Raw genomic sequence first — 17,988 nt, forward strand, 5'->3', positions numbered from 1 at the left:
CCTTAAACTTGTGGACCTTCAACACGCTTTTTCTTTCTAAAATCAAGTGGTTTTTCTTTTAATGATTTGCCACGCCATACTAACCATAATTGTGTAGCTAGGAATAAGGAAGAATACAATCCGGCTAATAGCCCTACTGTTAAGGCAATACCAAATCCACGAATAGATTCCGCACCTAGGAATAGGAATGCAAGAACTGCAACTAGTGTAGTGATAGTTGTATTCAATGTTCTGGTCATGGTTTGAACAATACTTGTGTTGATGATACTTGCTAACTCATCAAACGCCCGTATTGGTTTTTTCCTTCGCTGGATGTTTTCCCGAATTCGGTCAAATGTTACAATAACAGCGTTTATCGAGTATCCAATTATTGTCAGAATTGCTGCAACAATCGTAACATCAAATTCGATTCTAAATATGCTAAACACCGTGAGCATGATAAAGACGTCGTGTAATAAAGTTAGAATAGCGATGACTGCAAAATAAAACTCAAATCGGAATGCTACATATATAATCATACCAATCGAAGCGATTGCAAGTGCATAAATCGCATTTTTCACAAGCTCTTGTCCTACAATTGGTGAAACAACACTAATACTTGGATCTACACCATATTTATCATGGACGAATGCTTTTATATCGGAGACTTCTTTATCAGTTAAAACCTCTTGAAAACGAATTGCAGCAATTTCATTATCATCTCCTGAAACTACTACAGATTTAGCCTGTAAACCAAGTTCATCCAAGTCTGACTCGATGTGTTCTTGGTTTAAACTTTCCTCTGCCAATATCTGTACCCTAGTTCCTGCTGTAAAGTCAACCCCAGGATTTAGACGGAAGAAGATAAGTGCAATTGCACCAATTATAAGTAGTATAGAAGTGAGCATAAAGAATAGCTTACGATGACTTACAACATTCCACTCACGATTTAAAAATTTAGCTGGTGCTTCTGATTTATCTCGAAGATCGCGAATTTCAGATTTTTTGACAGCAAACCAACCTGGATGCTTCTTGAAAAATTTCACTTTAATCCAAAATTGTAGTAATAATCTTGTACCAAATACCGCTGTTAAGAAACTGACTAAAATACTAATGATTAACATCGTTGCAAACCCTTTTACTGAGCTTGTACCAAAAATGAATAAGACAGCAGCAGCCAAAATGGTTGTGATATTGGAGTCTAGAATAGCACGGAAAGAGTTTGCTGTTCCCGCTTTAAAGGCAGATTGTAAGGATTTTCCTTCTCGTAACTCCTCTTTGATTCGTTCAAATGTAATAACATTTGCATCAACCGCCATACCTACCCCTAAAATTAAGGCAGCAATACCCGGTAAGGTTAAAACTCCATTTAGTAAATCAAACACAAGTAAAACTAAGAAAATGTATACACTTAAGTTAATGATAGATATAAAACCTGGAAAACGGTAAACCACTAGCATGAATAAATAGATAATCGCAATACCGATTACTCCAGCAAAGATGGTTTGATTTAACGCTTGTTCACCAAACTGTGCTCCGACAGATGTTGAAAACATTTCGTCCATATTAACAGGTAATGAACCAGAATTGATAATATCTGCAAGATATTTTGCTGATTCTACCGTAAAATTACCTGTAATCATAACATTTCCGCCTGGAATTGGATCAGAAACACCAGGAGCTGAAACATATTTAGGGTCTTCTTTTAAAGCCTCTGCCTTATAAGAATCTCCTTCCTCATAATCCATCCAGATAACAAGTAAATTTTCACCAACGCTTTTTTGGGCAAGATCAGCTGTAACTTGTGCAAATTTATCTGGATCTTTTAATGATAACGTAACAATTGGTGCATTTGTTGTTGGATGGAAGTCCTGTTTGGCACTTCCCGCTTTAACATCAGAACCATCCAATAGAACAGTGTCATTCACGTCACGGAATGTAAGCCTTGCAGAAGTTGCTAGCATTTCGCGTGCTTGCTCTTGATTTTTAACGCCTGCCAATTGAACACGAATCCGATCATTTCCTTCAATGTCAATTACAGACTCACTAATACCTAATTTGTTTACGCGGTCATTTAATAATTGAACAGTGGATTCCATTAAATCCCTTGTAACCTCTTGTTTTTTATCAATAGGTTCGACCTTATACAATACTTCAAATCCACCCTGAAGATCTAATCCTAAATTAATCCCTTTTGCAATATTCGGGGTAAAAAGACCAATAATGAGTCCCATTATGATAACAATTAAGAAAAAGGATGTAATACGTCCTTTATTTTTCATATTAAAATTTCCTCCCTACTCTGTTTCCAAGGCAATATGTATATTCATTTCGGAGTTTACGTTTTATTCCCCATCAATGCTTGAATGGACGCCATTAAATCCTCATCTTGGAAGGACTGATAGGCATCAACGGTAATATAACTCATATAAATACTAGAACGTAGGTGAAATATATCCTGAATTACCTCGTAGAGACGCTTTTCTGGATTACCCTTCCATACTTTTTTTACAAGGCAGTCCCATATATTTTCTTCTGTTGCCTCTTTATATCCCATCATATGGAATTCATCTGCTTTACTCCTTAAGGCAGATCCTAGTTCTTTCTTCCAATCATTTACTGTTTTTATTACTTCCAAGTTATCACCTCTTCAGGAAAGAATCTAAAGTTCTTGTACAAGTTGTCATGCTTGGCCACATCAATTGCATATATATCATTGTATATGAAAATTTATTTTTTGAGAAGGCAGGTCGTCAATGTTGTCGAAACAAACATTTTTACAGGGCACCCTTATCTTAATATTAGCTGGATTAATCACTCGCTTCTTAGGTTTCATTAACCGTTTAGTTGTTGCTAGGTTAATGGGTGAAGAAGGTGTTGGATTATATATGATGGCGCTCCCAACACTTTTCTTAGTCATGACGATTACTCAGCTTGGTTTACCTGTTGCTATCTCAAAGCGTGTAGCAGAAGCAGACGCACAAAATGATCGAGCAAAAATTAAACGAATTCTAGTAGTTTCCATTATTATTACAACCGTTACAAGTGTCATTTTTACATTCATTATGATATTCACAGCACCATTTATCGCAAAAACACTATTAACTGATGACCGAACACTTTATCCATTGATTGCTGTTAGTCCGATTATTCCAATTGTTGCCGTATCATCCGTATTACGTGGATATTTTCAGGGTAAGCAAAACATGACCCCACAGAGTATTTCACAGGTCATTGAACAGGTAGTCCGAATAAGCTGTGTCGCATTCTTCGTTCACCTACTTCTCCCTTATGGAATCGAATTCGCTGCCGCAGGAGCAATGTTCAGTGTCATCTTAGGGGAGTTTATTTCCCTTTTGTATATGATTTACCAATTTAAACAAAAGAAAACCATACGATTAAGACACCGTTTTTTCTCTTACTTAAAATCGAGTAAACAAACCGTAAAGGAACTATTCTCCATCGCACTTCCTAGTACAGGAAGTAAGATGATTAGTTCGTTCTCCTACTTCTTAGAACCGATTATAGTTGCTCATAGCTTAGCTTTAGCTGGACTTACCAGTGTAGTAGCAACGAAGCAATACGGAGAATTATCGGGTTTTGTCTTGCCACTGTTAATGTTACCTACTTTTATAACACAATCACTTTCGATTGCACTTGTACCAAATATTTCCGAAGCAGAAGCAGTATCGAATAAAAAACTTATCCATTATCGAATTCATCAAGCGATACGGATATCATTTGCATCTGGTGCAATTTCTACAGTCGTCTTGACCATTTTTGCGGTACCGATTCTTACATTTATGTACGGCACAGCCAATGCAAGTACAATTCTTGTATTTATGGCACCTTTTTACATTTTACTCTATATTCAATCCCCTTTACAAGCGACACTTCAAGCACTAGATTTAGCTAAGCCAGCGATGTGGAATAGTCTAATTGGTGCTGTAGTAAAATTCATTGTCCTGTTTATACTCGCCTCCAACGAAAGCTTTGGCATAATGGGCGTAGCCATTGCCATGTCAGTATCTGTCATCTTAATTACATTACTACATTTAGCAGCATTACGAAAAGAAATTCATTTCTATATTCCTATTAAAGATGTTAGTAAGATGATAGCTCTTATTCTTATAACATGGATTATTGGTAAGTATATTTATAATTTCTACATTATCCATGATCCAAATTTAATTCTCTTTCTGCTTGCATTAATCGTATTAGCGATAATTTACATTGTCTTTCTTTTCATTCTCAAATTCATTACAAAGGATGAATTAGAACAACTTCCATTCCTTCAAAAATGGTTCCGCTAAAATAAATCAAAAAACTCGTCTACTTTTGGATGGACGAGAATATGATTACTATAAAAGTACTTACTGGTTAGGGGGAAAAAAATGCGCAATCAACAATTTGTTGCTTTACTTTATGGTTGGATAGTTGTATTAGGATTAATTCTTGTTTCAGGTATGGCGATAGCATTATTATTACGGTTTTCTAGTTTTAGCGAACCTGCAGTAGATTGGGTAACATTGGTTATAGGATTAATTTCTTTATTCATCGGCGGAGCGGTAGCCGGGGCAAAGGGAAGAAAAAAAGGATGGATCATTGGTGCTTTTACTGGCCTAGGATTTACCGTTTTTACATTTCTCGTGCAATACCTTGGATATCACGTGGGATTCTCATTGCAGCAAACTGTTTATCATTTATTCTACATATTAGCCGCTTTATTTGGTGGTGTTATAGGAGTCAATATTGCTTCTAATCATGAATAACTAAAAAGAGAAGAGCATAAGAAATCTCTATCTATTTTTTGAAATTTAAAAGAGGCTACCATAATGGTTAGCCTCTAATGTGATTTATACAGATTTCACATCGCGAATCGCAGAACGATCGTATGTAAGTTTTGAACCGTCACCAGCTTGTAGGACAACTGTGCTCTCATCCAGTGCATGGATAACACCATGAAATCCACCAATCGTTACAACAGCATCGCCTTTTTTCAGTTCAGACTGCATTAGTCGTACCTGCTTTTGACGTTTCTGTTGTGGACGGATTAGTAAAAAGTAAAAAATCACAAACATTGCAATCAAAGGTATAAATGTTGCTAATTGTTCCATAGTACTTGTCCCTCCCTTCTAGACAAATTGCTTAAAAACGCATATCGCTTTTTAAACATGTTAAAAATTCTTTGCATCCGGTTTATTCAATCCGTACTGCTCAAAGAACTCTTCTTTAAAGTCACCAAGTCGATCTTCGCGAATAGCTTGTCGTACTTGCTCCATTAATTTTAACAGAAAATGCAGATTATGATAAGTAGTAAGTCTAAAACCAAACGTTTCATTGCATCGAATCAAATGTCTTATATATGCTCTTGTATAATTTTTACATACATGGCAATCACAATTTTCATCAATTGGTCCAAAGTCACGGGCATATTTAGCATTACGAACTACTAATCGCCCTGTTGACGTCATACAGGTTCCGTTTCTGGCAATTCTCGTTGGTAAAACACAATCAAACATATCAATTCCACGAATAGCTCCATCAATCAATGAGTCTGGAGAGCCAACTCCCATTAAATAACGAGGCTTATTGCTAGGCATTAAAGGAGTTGTAAACTCTAACACTCGATTCATTACATCTTTGGGCTCACCTACTGATAATCCTCCAACTGCATATCCAGGTAAATCAAGTGACACTAAATCACTCGCACTAAGTCTACGTAAATCTTCAAACTCTCCTCCCTGAATAATACCAAATAAGCCTTGAACATCAGGTCTTTCATGTGCATTTAAGCATCTTTCTGCCCATCGAGAAGTTCTTTCTACAGAAGCCTTCATATATTCATGTGTAGCAGGATATGGTGGACACTCGTCAAAGGCCATCATAATATCTGAACCAAGTGCATTCTGAATTTGTATCGCCTTCTCTGGTGATAGGAATAGTTTGTCTCCATTTAAATGATTACGAAAATGTACACCTTCCTCGGTAATTTCTCGCATATCACTCAAACTAAAAACTTGGAACCCGCCGGAATCGGTTAATATTGCCCCATCCCAGTTCATAAACTTATGAAGCCCTCCTGCTTCACGAATAATATCCTCTCCAGGCCGAAGCCATAAATGGTATGTGTTAGAAAGAATTATTTTAGCATCCATGGAGTGTAAGTCTTCTGGGCTCATGGTTTTTACAGTTGCAAGTGTACCAACAGGCATGAACATTGGCGTTTCAAAGGTGCCATGTGGTGTATGAACTCGTCCGAGCCTTGCCCCTGTTTGTTTATCTGTTTTAATTAATTCATATGTTATTGGTGATGTCATGCTATCTTTCCTCTTCTATATAATGAACATCGCATCTCCAAAACTAAAGAAGCGATATTTTTCCTTTACTGCTTCGTTGTAAGCCTTCAATATAAACTCGCGATTAGAGAAAGCACTAACTAGCATAATTAATGTTGATTTAGGTAGATGGAAGTTAGTTATTAACCCATCAATTGCTTTAAACTCAAATCCTGGATAAATAAAGATATCGGTCCAACCACTTGATTCTACTAATTTCCCGTTGTTATCACGTGCAATCGTTTCAAGGGTTCGTGTGGAAGTTGTTCCAACAGAAATAATTCTACCGCCATTTTCTTTAGTTTTCTTTAGCGTTTTTGCTGTTTCTTTTGTCATCACGTAAAATTCTGAGTGCATTTTATGCTCATCAATATTCTCTACACTTACTGGACGAAATGTACCGAGTCCAACATGTAGCGTTATAAAAGCAACTGTCACACCCATTTCTTCTATTTCCGCTAGTAATTGCTCTGTAAAATGAAGTCCGGCAGTAGGTGCTGCAGCTGATCCTTCTTCCTTTGCATAAACTGTCTGATATCGATCCTTTTCAGGAAGCTGCTCCTTAATATACGGAGGTAGTGGCATCTCTCCTAGTTCATCCAGCACTTCATAAAATATGCCATCATAGGCAAAATCTAAAAGACGTCCACCATGCTCCAAGGTCTCTGTACAAGTAGCCGTTAATTTTCCTTCACCAAAAATTAACTTGGTCCCTTCTTTCAACCTTTTGGCTGGTTTTGCCAAGACCTCCCATGTATCGCCTTCTACCTGCTTCAGTAATAGGACCTCGACCTTAGCACCAGTATCTTCTTTAATACCGTATAATCTTGCAGGTAACACCTTTGTATTATTTAATACTAAACAGTCTCCTCTTTTCAAAAAGCTCTTAATATCGGTAAAATGCTTATGTTCAATTTCCTCAACATCACGATGTAACACCATCAATTTGGAAGCACTTCGGTCTTTTAACGGGGTCTGGGCAATTAATACTTCTGGTAAATCAAAATCAAAATCCTCGATATTCATGCTGTAATACTCCTTTAAATCAGTTTAACGAAATCTTCCTAGTATATAGAATATAAGAGATAATATGATGCTAACGACAATAGAAGTCATGATTGGAAAATAAAAAGTGACATTACCCTTCTTAAATGTAATATCACCAGGTAATCTCCCAATGAATGTCCATATAATACCAATGATAAGAAAAATTATTCCGATTATAATTAACAGCTTACCTATATTCATTCCACTTCATTCACTTTCACCCCAAAATGGTTGTATGCTTTATGCGTAACTACTCTTCCCCGAGGTGTTCGTTGGATAAATCCTATCTGTAGCAAATATGGTTCGTATACATCCTCAATCGTTTGCGACTCTTCCCCAATTGTTGCTGCAATCGTATCTAAGCCCACAGGACCACCTTTAAACCCATCAATAATTCCCTTTAAGAGCTTATGATCAATATGGTCAAGTCCAGCTTCATCTACTTGCAGCATGTTTAACGCTGTCTTCGTTGTTTCTATACTAATTTCATTTTCACCCTTCACTTGCGAAATATCACGAATACGGCGAAGCAATCGATTGGCAATTCTCGGAGTTCCTCTCGAGCGGCGTGCTATTTCTACTGCAGCTTCTAGAGATATTTTTGTTTCAAATATCTCTGCAGTCCGCTCAACAATTGCACACAAGTCCTTTGTCTCATAATATTCTAGTCGACTCAATACACCGAAACGATCACGTAAAGGTGCGGAAAGCAGGCCTGCCCTAGTTGTCGCCCCTACCAGTGTAAACGGAGGTAAATCAATTCGAACAGATCTTGCACTTGGACCGGTTCCAATGACAATATCGATAAAAAAATCTTCCATAGCTGAGTATAACACTTCTTCGACAGAACGGGGTAATCGATGAATTTCATCAATAAATAATACATCCCCTGCCTCTAAGGAAGTAAGAATGGCAGCTAGATCCCCAGCTCTATCTATTGCAGGTCCAGATGTAGATCGAAACTGTACTTCCATTTCATTTGCAATAATAGCTGCTAAGGTTGTTTTACCAAGCCCTGGTGGTCCATACAATAATACATGATCAAGCGGTTCATTTCGCATTTTAGCTGCTTGAATAAATATCTTTAGGTTTTCCTTTACCTTGTCTTGTCCGATATATTGACGTAATGTTGAGGGGCGCAAACTAAGTTCGACTACGGACTCTTCACTATGTAATTCACTAGTAACCATTCGTTCATCCATCATTTTGCCCCCTTGTTACTTTTTCATTAATAAGCTTAATGCTTTACGAATAATCTCATCTGTATTAGCTGATTGTTCGATTCCCTTCTTTAATTGAGGGAGAATGGACTTAATCTCTCTATCCATATACCCCAATGCTTTTAAGGCTTCCAACGCTTCTTTTAATTCCACTCGCTCTGTAGTCGGTGAAGCATAGTTTTCTTCTGCATCTACAGAAACAGTAAATGTATTAGTTAATTTACCTTTTAAATCTAAAATAATCTGTCTTGCGGTCTTCTTTCCAACACCTGGAAAGCTTGTGAGGAATTTATCGTCTTCTCTTTCTACTGCTGCAACAAATTCCGGGATATTTACCCCTGCCAAAATGGCTAGTGCTCCCTTTGGCCCTATTCCTGAAACAGATAATAACCTTGTAAATAAATATTTTTGGTCTTCATTTTTAAAACCATACAGTAGTTGAGCATCCTCACGAACATGAAAATATGTATGTATAAGCAATTCCTTGTTTAAGGAATCCTGATATATAAAAGGATTTGGACAAATTACTTCATACCCTAATCCATTTACATCCATCACAATCGATTCATCTTGAATGGAGACCAACTGTCCCCTGATATATGCAAACATCTTCTTCTCTCCCATTTAATCCTTTTACTATTGTAACATAATACCATAAGAAAAGCCCGGTAGGTACTAGTTAAGCCTTTGTAAGGAGAGGGTACGTTATTTCCTTTGCTTACCCATCTTTATTATAAGTAATCACATCATAAAAAGCCTTTGCAAAGATACAAAGGCTTAATCATTACCAAAAAAATCATTCAATTTTTCCTGGATATCGCGATTCATGTTACTAGGACGGCTATTCATATTCCTCATTTGATTCCAATATATTTTATCTACATAGACAACGATATCCTTGTTTGGTTCTACCCGTCGTACATCTTTTTCGATTTCTTTGTGCAGATTAGGATTTTCATTTTGATTCGGATTGGGAGTAATAACTCCAACGATAATCCGATCATCAGTCTCACTTACCTGTGCCTGCACAATGTCTTTTCTTTCTTTCAAATATTTCGATATTAAACGGGTCTTTTCATTGGAATAGCGGTCTTCATTTGTATGGGATGTGTTCTCATCACCAACATTAATTCCAGGCTGCTCGCTCTGTGGGTAACCACCACGTTCACCTATCGTTTTATCATTATCCGAACGATTCTTTTGTTCTCTTGGTGTTTCATAATTCACAGACTGAAACTGTTTTATTTCTTTCGGATCGCTTGTTCCTTGTTCTGTATTGTTATTTCCGCAAGCTGAAGTTAATCCAGTACATAGTAAGATAACCATTAATTTTCCTCGCATATATTAAACCTCCCTTAAAGCTAGTTTGCTTAAAGAGAGGTTATTTAAACAGGATATATTAACCTTTCCGTTTAAAATGTGGAAGAGGGTTTCGTTTATGCTCTGACCTTCGATGCAATTTCTCAATAATTGCTTTATCTTGTTCAGGGATTGTTTCACCCTTCAAGTAAGCATCAATTGTATTATAGGAAGTGCCCATTTCCGCCTCATCCGTTTGCCCTGCCCATAAGTCAGCACTAGGTTTCTTCTGAATTACTTCTTTAGGTACTTCAAGATATGCCGCCATTTCGCGAACCTCGGTCTTGGTAAACTCAACTAACGGTAAGATGTCAACTCCTCCATCACCGTATTTTGTAAAATAACCTGTATACCATTCTGCAGCATTATCTGTACCAACTACTAAATAATTATAATTGGTAGCTATCGTATAAAGTGTACTCATTCTAAGTCTTGCTCTTAGATTAGCATCTGCTAAACGACCATTCTCCTCATGAAAATTATCGCCTAATTGTTCTTTAATTGAAGAGAATAATATGGTATGTGTATTCGTCAAGTCAACAGTAAGACCATTCATTCCACATGTATCAATAACCTTCTCCGCATGCTTCATTCCTTCTGGATCACTATTCAGTGGCATAATAACACCTAATGAATTTTCTGGAAAAGCTCTTTTTATTAAGTTTGCCACAACCGCAGAATCAATACCACCACTAACACCTACTAATAATCCTTTTGCACCAGCTGCTTTAACTTGTTGCTGTAACCATTCCACTATCTCTGATACCGTCTGTTCCACAATAATCGCTCCTTTATCAAATCTACACTTTATTTTAGCATGACCTTGGAGGTATTTAAAAATTCTTTACGCTTTATCCATTCCTCTTCCATTGTTTGTAAATAGGAGCTGACACTAAGTCTTCGTTTGCTTTTCAAATAATGCATCCATTCCCTTAACACATCACTTGGGATAAATACTGAATATAAAAATTTCGCTAATTCCCTTTCTGACGCCATATTGTACTGTAATAAACGGTCAAGCTTCCAATTTATATTCGGCAGAAATCGTTGTCCCAATTGAATAAAATCATAAAGCTGTGTCGTACAATGCAGTAAATCAAAATCAATTAGAACTGTCCGCTCATTATGAATAAAATTATGGGATGCAACATCCCCATGAACCCATCTTCCCTCTATTTCAGCTTCCATTTGATCGTGATTCCAAGAATAGGTTGATAAAATATCTAAATAACGGTTCATCATCCATACAATATCTCGAAATAAATTCTCATAGCCATACTTTTGAAAAATATACTCTGTTTCCAAAAATTTATTTAACCTTAGATGCCATCTTCTATAAAATAGTTGCTTTTTAATCGGATTCTTAACGGTTATATTTTTTGCATCATGATGAAATTTTTTTATAGTAGAAACAGCTAACAGTCGGTCTCCAGGATGCTGATAGTTTAATTTTCTTCCATTGATATACGGAGATATTGTCCAACTATAATTCGTACCTGTTAAAATTTCTTTTTTTCCATTTGGAAAGCGAACAAAAGGCACGATTGATTTTGATTTAACCTTGTTAAAAAAATCCCATTGTTGCCTCATATTCAATAAATTTGAATGCCCTTTTAGAATATATTGTTTTCCTGTATTAGCTTCCAAATAATATATGTTTCGCTTAATTTGGTGAAGCTTCTTTATTTCTAAGTTTCCCTCCCAAAGTAAAAAAGAAGAGAGACGATCGTAGTGATTATCGTCTCTGCTTAACTGTTTCCTCAATCGGATGATTCTTCCTTCTCTTCATCCCTAAATCCACCAAATCCAGGAGGGGTAGGATAGCCACCCATCTGCCAATCAGGCATGTATGGGAACATCGTATTGGCTTGTGTAGGAATATTTTGCATACCCTCTACTTGTGTCGGAAAGTTCATCTCTGTACCGGTACCCATAGGGGGCATAGTTGTTAACATTGGTGGATAATCAGCTGCTCCTCCTCCACATCCACAATCTGCTTCAGCCCCATACATCATAGGTGCTGGATAGCCCATACCTAGATGAGCAAGATGTGGATGATACATCGGGAAGAGATGATGTGAAAAGTGCATTCCTCCACAGCAAGGATTTACCGGGAAACATGGTATCATATGCATTGGATATGCCATATGATGAAATACAGGTTGCTGCATTGGTTGATGTTTAGGTTTATGCTTCTTCGGTTTTTCTTTATGTTTTACATGCTTTGGAGAATGACTTTCTTCAGATGATGATTCTTCAAAATTAAAAGTCATATACGTGTTTAATTCAGTTGTTTCCAAGGTAGGTTGTTGGATAATTGGAGGCAAGGTCATTTGCGGTACTTGTGGCATTTGTGGTAGTGGCATTACAGGCTGTACTTGTACTTCTTTCTTTACATGATCCTCTTTTATTACTGGTAGAGGCTTTGGTGAAATATTCATATACGGGTGTTCCACATGTTCTTTTTTTACTTCTTTAACCATGCCTTCCTTTTTTACGGCTTTAGCTGTAGTTGGAATACGAATTTTCATACCTGGCATTAACATATCCGGAGCAGATAGGTGCGAGTTAACCTGTTTTAATTCCCCAAAATCTACCCCATACTTCTTAGACAGTTCCCACAATGTATCTCCTTTTTGTACTACATGAATCTTCAACGTTTATTCGAACTCCTTTCACTTCAAAATTCTAGGCTAGAATCACTCTTTACCAAGATATGCAAAACTGTTCTAAATGTTGAACCATAATATTAGAAAACTTGTATGGAGATAAAACAATGGGGAGTGATGTTTGTCAGTTTACGACCTTTTTAAAATTACTAGGTATTGATAAGAGCTATCTGTTATTACCTACTGTAGTTTGAGGCAGTTTAGACTAGAAGAATAAATTGCCCTAAACACAAAAAAGACCGTTTTCCAATAGGAAACGGCTCTTTTATATATAACTATTCAACAAACTCAAATTCAAATTGTAAAATACGGATTGTATCCCCGTCTTCTGCTCCTCGTTTACGGAGTTCATCATCTACACCCATCGTACGCATCTGTCTAGCAAAACGTCGAACGGCTTCATCACGATTAAAGTCGGTCATTTTGAACAATTTCTCGATACGTGGACCTGTTAGTACAAATGCACCGTCATCATCTCGACTAATTTCAAAGCCTTTGTCTTCTTTTTGATATCGATAAACTACGGTTTCATCTGTATCCTCTATCTCATCTGTGTTCTTTGGAATTTTTTCCAATAGGTCTGCCACTGTATAAAGTAAATCTCGAAGTCCAGATTTGGTTAATGTTGAAATCGGAAATACTGGTATATCATCTTCTATTTGTTCCTTAAACTTTTTTAGATTCTCTTCTGCATCAGGCATATCCATTTTATTTGCTGCAATCACCTGTGGTCTATTCATAAGCTTCTCATCATATTCTCTTAATTCATTATTAATCTTTTGATAATCCTCAAAAGGGGCACGACCTTCTGTTCCTGCCATATCAATTACATGGATAATTACCCTTGTTCGTTCAACATGCCTTAAAAATTGATGTCCCAGTCCGACTCCCTCGTGAGCGCCCTCTATTAGACCTGGTAAATCAGCTAAAACAAAGCTTCGACCATCTCCAGTATCAACCACGCCTAAGTTTGGAGCTAAAGTAGTGAAATGGTAGTCAGCAATCTTTGGCTTTGCTGCACTAACTACGGATAAAAACGTTGATTTCCCAACACTAGGAAAGCCGACTAATCCTACATCAGCGATTAATTTTAATTCTACCTTTATATTGCGTTCTTCACCTGGTTCTCCATTTTCAGCAAAATCAGGTGCTGGATTTCTCGGGGTCGCAAAGCGTGAATTACCTCTACCCCCTCGACCACCTCTTGCAATTACAGCCTCTTGACCATGGACAGTTAAATCTGCAATTACTTGATTGGTATCCTCATCGATAACAGTAGTTCCAGGTGGTACTGAAACGGTTAGCGGGGAAGCATTTCTACCATGCTGATTTTTACTCATCCCGTTTTCCCCACGTTTTGCTTTAAAGTGTCGGTTATAGCGGAAGTCCATTAACGTATTAAGACCCTCATCCACTTTAAAAACAACATCTCCGCCGTCTCCACCATCTCCTCCGGCAGGACCACCTAAAGGGACATATTTTTCACGACGGTAAGCAACAAGCCCATTCCCTCCGTCACCAGCCTTCACATACACACTGACTTGATCGACAAACATATTTTTCACCTCATATCATTATGCAGGAAATGTAAATGTACAGATAATCGTTTCATTCGTGTTATCCTCATAGATAGAAACATTATCTATTTTGTTATTAATTCCTACTTTAAATGCATTCTTATTTATTACACCCTCTTTAACGGTTATCACCAGTTCGATGGATGAACTAATCTCATTTATCTCAATAGTCCCTTCTACAAGTTCCTCATGATTACTGACTGCCATTGTTAGTATATCAATAAATGTCATACCAACTGAAGTCAATGTATTGTCAATATGAGATAAATCTAGATTTATACTATGTAAAAGATAATTAAAACGTATGTTGGGTTGTTTCCAGTTTAATTGCAAAAGCCATAATGCAAAATTGGGACAGTTCATATTCATAAGTAATCTTTCTTGATGAAAAGCTTCCAAAATATCATTTACCTTCATCTTAACTTTATCAATTTTACCCATACTTAAATAGCCATGAACTATTTGCAAATCATTCATTAAATCATGTCGTTGTAAACGTAATAGTTGAATGATATCTTTACTCTCCACAATATCCCCCCATTACCATGAATTATATCAAAAAAACTCCAACCACTAAATTGATTGGAGTTTTTGTTCGGTAATATTATGCTTCTTGAGCAACTGGGTAAACACTAACTTTTTTGCGGTCACGACCATAGCGTTCAAATTTTACAACACCGTCGATTTTTGCATAAAGCGTGTCATCTCCACCACGGCCAACGTTTTCACCTGGATAGATTTTAGTACCGCGTTGACGATATAAAATAGATCCACCAGTTACAAATTGTCCATCAGCACGTTTAGCACCAAGACGTTTGGACTCTGAGTCACGACCGTTCTTTGTACTACCAACACCTTTTTTAGATGCGAAGAACTGTAAATCTAGACGTAGCATAAGAGCACCTCCTATTTACTTTGAATTGTAATAAATTGATTATAGTCACGTTCAATAGTTTCCAGTGAAACAATCATACCCTCGAACAAGAGCTGTGCTTTTTCCATTAATCCTTCATCTACAGAATCTGGAATAGACACACGAAGATAACCACCCTCATGACCTTGTTCGATTTCTAATTCAATATCCGTCATCTTAAGTACAGCATTTACTGCGCCAAAGGAAACTGCGGATACTCCAGCACAAACTAAGTCATATCCATAGGGACCACTTTCTGCATGTCCAGATAACTCAAAGGACTTTATTTGATTATTATCTCGGTATACAGTAACCTTAATCATGGTTTAAACCCTTATTGGTTGATTTTTTCAATCACTAGTTTTGTGTATGGTTGACGATGACCTTGTTTCTTGTGGTAGTTTTTCTTAGCTTTAAACTTGAATACAGTAACTTTCTTTTGACGGCCGTGTTTTTCAACTTTAGCCGTAACAGTAGCACCTTCCACATAAGGAGAACCAACTTTAACGTCTGCTCCACCTACGAAAAGAACTTTGTCAAAAGTAACAGTTTCATTCACGTCAGCTGTAACTTTTTCCACGTAAACTACTTGGCCTTCTTCAACTTTAACTTGCTTACCACCTGTTTCGATAATAGCGTACATAACTGCACCTCCTTAATTAACTCAGACTCGCCATACAGGTAACTAACTTAGAGTTTTAAAAACCTGTTCTGTGCGGTTGTAGCACGGGTGCTACGATGAATAACATACAAATGTTATCATGTTCGATTACTATTTGTCAAGCTTCCTTGCTATTTTTCTAGCTAGCATGAAACATAGCAATCTCGCCGATTGTCAAATCATAATTTTTATCATAAAAATAGCTTTGCAAGCAATCCGCTTCATCAATGTAAAGACGTGTATTATTAGGCATTTGAACATAAATTGGGTGTTTATAATCCCGTTTAAATTGGATGAAAACATCCATGAGAGAATATTGTGCAGGTACCGTTATCGGTCTTACGTCTTTTATCCACTGTTCCCCCTTATATCTATTAAGCAGAAATCGAATAAAAACATAGTGCTTTTTTTTCCATTCTGAACGATTTTCCAATAACAAAAAGATCATCAACAAGAAAGCACTCAATGTGAATGAATAGAAAACGAACTGCAACAAAATAACAACTAATGTTAATACGATAGAAAGCATAATCATAATGTGATATGCCTTTCGAAATGGTAATTTAATTGAAAGCAAAAAAAATAACAGTTTTCCACCGTCTAATGGCCATATTGGCAGCAAATTAAATACCAAAATGATTGTATTATAAAATAATATCTTCTCCACCATTGTGGCTGGAACAAACGCTAGAGCTGAACCAATTAATACCATTCCATATATAACGAAATGCTGAAGAGGTCCTGCAATAGTTACGAAAAACTCTTCCTTTAGTGGCCTTGTTCCGTGTTCATCCGTGTCCATGACTCCACCAAAGATCCAAAGCATTACCTTTCTAATTCGCCATTTGAATAGAGCTGCTGCTATATAATGCCCAAGCTCATGGATTAGAACTATGGCTAGAATGATGAATAATTCTACAAAGGTACCCGTAAAAAACGAGATAACCATAAAAATAAGCAGGATTGGATGGATATGTATCGGTGGTAGCAGTTTACGGATTGTCATCGACTTCAACCACCTGAACTGGATCGATATATTCATTGTCTTTCTCAATTGCAAAATAAAGGGTTTCATTATCCTCAGATGGTGCAAATTCACCGATTCGCTGTTGCGCATCAATTATTTGATATAAATGAACATCAATGGAGCTTAAGTACCCATAGGTTGAAGTGGTTCCATCCGCATGTTGAACTACAACTGTTTTCTTGGTATTGCGATCCTTTCCTGCAAAAATAACAACACCATCCCTTAATGCAGAAACTGGAGCAGTATCAGCAGGAGCAATCTTAATCCCTCTCCCATTTGTTTGGAATGTCTCTGTAACATTACCTGATACTGGTAATACTAAAGCTACTTTCTCTGCTTCTTGCTTTTCATTATTTGGTGAAAATGCCAGCGGTGTTCCAAATGCATCCTTGTACCATTCATAAGTGGATGCAAATGGGAATTCTTCAGTTAGTGCGTGATATGCCCACTTCTTTGGCTTTGAAAGAAAATCCGCATCGTTTTGGAGAACAATTGCAACGGAAAAGAATAACATAACCGATAATATCCCTTTAAAAATAATACCAGTTACTACTTTACTATTTCTTTGATTAGATGCGGATGGATCAAGAAAGTCAGGATAATACCCATGTTTTTCTTCATCCTGCGGTAAAACTGGCATGATGGTACTAAAATTTTTATGTCTTGTTTTATTTGGTAGCCCGCGTGACTTCTTCCGTTCACTTATGGCACGGCGAACATCCTTAATATCTTTCTTCATACGCCCTCACATTCCTTCATTAAACGTTTATACAATTGTATGAAGAAAGCGGACAAGATATGTATTTAGTAGTATGAGAATAGTTAATAAACAATTAAACTTCATTTAATAAGAGGGCCCTTACTAACTTCTATCATTATTCAGTTAAATAACCAACTGTAAATAACTTGAAAAACAACAATTGTAACTGCTAATCCAGGACCTACAATACATACTCCTATTAACAAAGACCTTATAATTTCCCATAAATTAAAGGCTGGTTTACCGCCCTTATCAATAGCATCGATTTTCTCATTCATCGTATGTAATGATTTATTTATATTCTTTAGCTCACTTATTATTTGATGCTCTGTATTATATTCCATAATAGTTACTCCAATCAGAATTTAGATTTAGAATTCATTAAAAAAATATTTTCATTTAACGATTTACTTTTGTTTTTTAAAAGCTCCACCTTTT

Annotated in this window: 22 protein-coding genes and 1 other annotated feature; of the genes, 2 read left to right on the top strand and 20 right to left on the bottom strand. The window is 36.7% G+C overall.

From position 1 onward, the window contains the following. Nucleotides 1–2: 2 nt before the first annotated feature. Together secDF and KI338_RS11415 are read right to left on the bottom strand one after the other, a co-directional pair. A complete protein-coding gene (secDF, locus tag KI338_RS11410) occupies nucleotides 3–2,261 on the bottom strand; it encodes a protein translocase subunit SecDF (protein ID WP_212921130.1) in 2,259 nt (752 codons plus the stop codon). 56 nt (nucleotides 2,262–2,317) lie between these two features. Beyond that, a complete protein-coding gene (locus tag KI338_RS11415) occupies nucleotides 2,318–2,617 on the bottom strand; it encodes a post-transcriptional regulator (RefSeq protein WP_212921131.1) in 300 nt (99 codons plus the stop codon). 118 nt (nucleotides 2,618–2,735) lie between these two features. On the opposite strand from KI338_RS11415, the gene spoVB reads away from it, so the two are divergent. Together spoVB and KI338_RS11425 are read left to right on the top strand one after the other, a co-directional pair. Beyond that, complete coding sequence (gene spoVB, locus KI338_RS11420; RefSeq protein ID WP_244853566.1) at nucleotides 2,736–4,292, top strand: stage V sporulation protein B; 1,557 nt, start codon at nucleotides 2,736–2,738, stop codon at nucleotides 4,290–4,292. 81 nt (nucleotides 4,293–4,373) lie between these two features. Then, nucleotides 4,374–4,751 (top strand): TIGR04086 family membrane protein, encoded by a 378-nt coding sequence (locus KI338_RS11425; protein WP_212921132.1) that lies wholly within the window; start codon nucleotides 4,374–4,376, stop codon nucleotides 4,749–4,751. An 84-nt stretch (nucleotides 4,752–4,835) separates the two neighbouring features. On the opposite strand, the gene yajC is transcribed toward KI338_RS11425, so the two are convergent. The 18 genes from yajC to KI338_RS11515 form a co-directional block, all read right to left on the bottom strand. Next, the gene (yajC, locus tag KI338_RS11430) at nucleotides 4,836–5,096 is read right to left on the bottom strand and encodes a preprotein translocase subunit YajC (RefSeq protein ID WP_212921133.1); all 261 of its coding nucleotides are present in this window, start codon (nucleotides 5,094–5,096) and stop codon (nucleotides 4,836–4,838) included. Nucleotides 5,097–5,156: 60 nt separating this feature from the next. Further along, complete coding sequence (tgt, locus tag KI338_RS11435; protein WP_212921134.1) at nucleotides 5,157–6,299, bottom strand: tRNA guanosine(34) transglycosylase Tgt; 1,143 nt, start codon at nucleotides 6,297–6,299, stop codon at nucleotides 5,157–5,159. Between the two features lie 15 nt (nucleotides 6,300–6,314). Then, nucleotides 6,315–7,343, bottom strand: coding sequence for a tRNA preQ1(34) S-adenosylmethionine ribosyltransferase-isomerase QueA (gene queA / locus KI338_RS11440; RefSeq protein WP_212921135.1), 1,029 nt, complete (start codon nucleotides 7,341–7,343; stop codon nucleotides 6,315–6,317). A 24-nt stretch (nucleotides 7,344–7,367) separates the two neighbouring features. After that, nucleotides 7,368–7,565: a DUF2905 domain-containing protein gene (locus KI338_RS11445; protein ID WP_212921136.1), complete on the bottom strand. Its 198-nt coding sequence runs from the start codon at nucleotides 7,563–7,565 to the stop codon at nucleotides 7,368–7,370. Next, nucleotides 7,562–8,566 (bottom strand): Holliday junction branch migration DNA helicase RuvB, encoded by a 1,005-nt coding sequence (gene ruvB / locus KI338_RS11450; protein ID WP_212921301.1) that lies wholly within the window; start codon nucleotides 8,564–8,566, stop codon nucleotides 7,562–7,564. The genes KI338_RS11445 and ruvB overlap by 4 nt, the downstream gene beginning before the upstream one ends. Before the next feature lie 15 nt (nucleotides 8,567–8,581). Beyond that, nucleotides 8,582–9,193: a Holliday junction branch migration protein RuvA gene (gene ruvA / locus KI338_RS11455; RefSeq protein ID WP_212921137.1), complete on the bottom strand. Its 612-nt coding sequence runs from the start codon at nucleotides 9,191–9,193 to the stop codon at nucleotides 8,582–8,584. Nucleotides 9,194–9,361: 168 nt separating this feature from the next. Further along, on the bottom strand, nucleotides 9,362–9,925 hold the full coding sequence (locus KI338_RS11460; protein ID WP_212921138.1) for a YhcN/YlaJ family sporulation lipoprotein: 564 nt from the start codon (nucleotides 9,923–9,925) through the stop codon (nucleotides 9,362–9,364). 58 nt (nucleotides 9,926–9,983) lie between these two features. Continuing rightward, a complete protein-coding gene (gene nadE, locus KI338_RS11465; protein ID WP_212921139.1) occupies nucleotides 9,984–10,721 on the bottom strand; it encodes an NAD(+) synthase in 738 nt (245 codons plus the stop codon). Nucleotides 10,722–10,750: 29 nt separating this feature from the next. After that, entirely contained in the window at nucleotides 10,751–11,707 is a 957-nt protein-coding gene (locus tag KI338_RS11470) for a phosphotransferase (RefSeq protein ID WP_212921140.1), read from the bottom strand. Continuing rightward, a complete protein-coding gene (safA, locus tag KI338_RS11475; RefSeq protein WP_212921141.1) occupies nucleotides 11,704–12,600 on the bottom strand; it encodes a SafA/ExsA family spore coat assembly protein in 897 nt (298 codons plus the stop codon). Before safA ends, KI338_RS11470 begins: the two co-directional genes overlap by 4 nt. A gap of 287 nt (nucleotides 12,601–12,887) precedes the next feature. Next, nucleotides 12,888–14,168, bottom strand: coding sequence for a GTPase ObgE (gene obgE / locus KI338_RS11480; protein WP_212921142.1), 1,281 nt, complete (start codon nucleotides 14,166–14,168; stop codon nucleotides 12,888–12,890). 18 nt (nucleotides 14,169–14,186) lie between these two features. Beyond that, the gene (locus KI338_RS11485) at nucleotides 14,187–14,717 is read right to left on the bottom strand and encodes a Spo0B domain-containing protein (RefSeq protein WP_212921143.1); all 531 of its coding nucleotides are present in this window, start codon (nucleotides 14,715–14,717) and stop codon (nucleotides 14,187–14,189) included. Between the two features lie 76 nt (nucleotides 14,718–14,793). After that, nucleotides 14,794–15,084, bottom strand: coding sequence for a 50S ribosomal protein L27 (rpmA, locus tag KI338_RS11490; RefSeq protein ID WP_010098994.1), 291 nt, complete (start codon nucleotides 15,082–15,084; stop codon nucleotides 14,794–14,796). An 11-nt stretch (nucleotides 15,085–15,095) separates the two neighbouring features. Then, nucleotides 15,096–15,425: a ribosomal-processing cysteine protease Prp gene (locus KI338_RS11495; RefSeq protein ID WP_212921144.1), complete on the bottom strand. Its 330-nt coding sequence runs from the start codon at nucleotides 15,423–15,425 to the stop codon at nucleotides 15,096–15,098. A gap of 11 nt (nucleotides 15,426–15,436) precedes the next feature. Next, nucleotides 15,437–15,745, bottom strand: a complete 309-nt coding sequence (gene rplU, locus KI338_RS11500; RefSeq protein WP_212921145.1) for a 50S ribosomal protein L21 — start codon at nucleotides 15,743–15,745, stop codon at nucleotides 15,437–15,439. A 13-nt stretch (nucleotides 15,746–15,758) separates the two neighbouring features. Next, nucleotides 15,759–15,833: a sequence feature (ribosomal protein L21 leader region), on the bottom strand. Nucleotides 15,834–15,902: 69 nt separating this feature from the next. Further along, entirely contained in the window at nucleotides 15,903–16,769 is an 867-nt protein-coding gene (locus KI338_RS11505; RefSeq protein WP_212921146.1) for a M50 family metallopeptidase, read from the bottom strand. Next, complete coding sequence (locus KI338_RS11510) at nucleotides 16,756–17,529, bottom strand: M23 family metallopeptidase (protein WP_212921147.1); 774 nt, start codon at nucleotides 17,527–17,529, stop codon at nucleotides 16,756–16,758. Before KI338_RS11510 ends, KI338_RS11505 begins: the two co-directional genes overlap by 14 nt. 140 nt (nucleotides 17,530–17,669) lie before the next feature. Further along, nucleotides 17,670–17,894, bottom strand: coding sequence for a hypothetical protein (locus tag KI338_RS11515; RefSeq protein WP_212921148.1), 225 nt, complete (start codon nucleotides 17,892–17,894; stop codon nucleotides 17,670–17,672). Nucleotides 17,895–17,988 lie beyond the last annotated feature (94 nt).

Origin of the sequence: Ornithinibacillus bavariensis (genome assembly GCF_018333235.1) — a bacterium.
Classification (GTDB): Bacteria; Bacillota; Bacilli; order Bacillales; family Amphibacillaceae; genus Ornithinibacillus; species Ornithinibacillus bavariensis.

Excerpts from the sequence above, each read along its gene's own strand:
- secDF (WP_212921130.1), bottom strand. The coding sequence starts at position 2,261 with ATGAAAAATAAAGGACGTATTACATCCTTTTTCTTAATTGTTATCATA.
- spoVB (WP_244853566.1), top strand. The coding sequence starts at position 2,736 with ATGTTGTCGAAACAAACATTTTTACAGGGCACCCTTATCTTAATATTA.
- KI338_RS11425 (WP_212921132.1), top strand. The coding sequence starts at position 4,374 with ATGCGCAATCAACAATTTGTTGCTTTACTTTATGGTTGGATAGTTGTA.
- yajC (WP_212921133.1), bottom strand. The coding sequence starts at position 5,096 with ATGGAACAATTAGCAACATTTATACCTTTGATTGCAATGTTTGTGATT.
- tgt (WP_212921134.1), bottom strand. The coding sequence starts at position 6,299 with ATGACATCACCAATAACATATGAATTAATTAAAACAGATAAACAAACA.
- queA (WP_212921135.1), bottom strand. The coding sequence starts at position 7,343 with ATGAATATCGAGGATTTTGATTTTGATTTACCAGAAGTATTAATTGCC.
- KI338_RS11445 (WP_212921136.1), bottom strand. The coding sequence starts at position 7,565 with ATGAATATAGGTAAGCTGTTAATTATAATCGGAATAATTTTTCTTATC.
- ruvB (WP_212921301.1), bottom strand. The coding sequence starts at position 8,566 with ATGGATGAACGAATGGTTACTAGTGAATTACATAGTGAAGAGTCCGTA.
- ruvA (WP_212921137.1), bottom strand. The coding sequence starts at position 9,193 with ATGTTTGCATATATCAGGGGACAGTTGGTCTCCATTCAAGATGAATCG.
- KI338_RS11460 (WP_212921138.1), bottom strand. The coding sequence starts at position 9,925 with ATGCGAGGAAAATTAATGGTTATCTTACTATGTACTGGATTAACTTCA.
- obgE (WP_212921142.1), bottom strand. The coding sequence starts at position 14,168 with ATGTTTGTCGATCAAGTCAGTGTGTATGTGAAGGCTGGTGACGGAGGG.
- rpmA (WP_010098994.1), bottom strand. The coding sequence starts at position 15,084 with ATGCTACGTCTAGATTTACAGTTCTTCGCATCTAAAAAAGGTGTTGGT.
- KI338_RS11495 (WP_212921144.1), bottom strand. The coding sequence starts at position 15,425 with ATGATTAAGGTTACTGTATACCGAGATAATAATCAAATAAAGTCCTTT.
- rplU (WP_212921145.1), bottom strand. The coding sequence starts at position 15,745 with ATGTACGCTATTATCGAAACAGGTGGTAAGCAAGTTAAAGTTGAAGAA.
- KI338_RS11505 (WP_212921146.1), bottom strand. The coding sequence starts at position 16,769 with ATGACAATCCGTAAACTGCTACCACCGATACATATCCATCCAATCCTG.
- KI338_RS11510 (WP_212921147.1), bottom strand. The coding sequence starts at position 17,529 with ATGAAGAAAGATATTAAGGATGTTCGCCGTGCCATAAGTGAACGGAAG.
- KI338_RS11515 (WP_212921148.1), bottom strand. The coding sequence starts at position 17,894 with ATGGAATATAATACAGAGCATCAAATAATAAGTGAGCTAAAGAATATA.